Origin of the sequence: Actinoalloteichus spitiensis RMV-1378 (assembly GCF_000239155.1) — a bacterium.
In the GTDB taxonomy this organism is placed as follows: Bacteria; Actinomycetota; Actinomycetes; order Mycobacteriales; family Pseudonocardiaceae; genus Actinoalloteichus_B; species Actinoalloteichus_B spitiensis.
In genome coordinates, this window is record NZ_AGVX02000804.1 from 1 (window position 1) to 611 (window position 611).

At 74.1% G+C, this 611-nt stretch carries 1 protein-coding gene; it reads right to left on the bottom strand.

Annotated features, from left to right (window positions below):
- Positions 1 to 592, bottom strand: a 592-nt coding sequence (gene dgt, locus ACTIDRAF_RS0225435) for a dGTP triphosphohydrolase (RefSeq protein ID WP_016701465.1), incomplete at its 3' end; no start/stop codon positions are given.
- Between the last annotated feature and the right edge of the window lie 19 nt (positions 593 to 611).

Here is a 611-nt window from a genome sequence, read left to right on the forward strand (position 1 = left end):
CGGCCGCCCCTCGCGGCGGAACCCGCATCGTCCGGGGGTGGGGGCGCGGGGAGGAGAGCCGGGTCCACGGGTACTTGAGCAGGGCGGCGCGGACCGCCGCGGTGAGGTCCAGGCCCGGGGTGAGCAGACCGCCGGCGTCGGTGGTGGTGACGATGCGGAAGGTCTGGGCGTTGCCCTCGAAACCGTCGGGCAGGCCGAAGCGGTGCCGGGCGAGCCGGTCCAACACCTGTTCACCCAGGTGCCCGAAGGGCGGATGACCCAGGTCGTGCGCGAGGGACGCCGCCTCCACCACGTCCAGGTCCAGGCCGCCGAGCCGGTCGACGGCCGCGTGGAGACCCGCGTCGGCGTGGATGCGTTCGGCGATCCCCCTGGCCACCTGCGCGACCTTCAGGCTGTGCGTCAGCCGGTTGTGCACCAGCAGGCCACTCCCCGTGGAGCTGACGACCTGGGTGACCGCGCCGAGGCGGGCGAACGAGGGTGAGCTGGCGACCCGGTCGCGGTCGACCCGGAAGGGGCTGCTGGCGAGTTCGGCCGCACCAGGGGTGGCGTGCCCGCTTCGGCGGATCGCCCTGACTTCGGAGTGGCTCGTCACGCCCCCGACCGTAGTACCG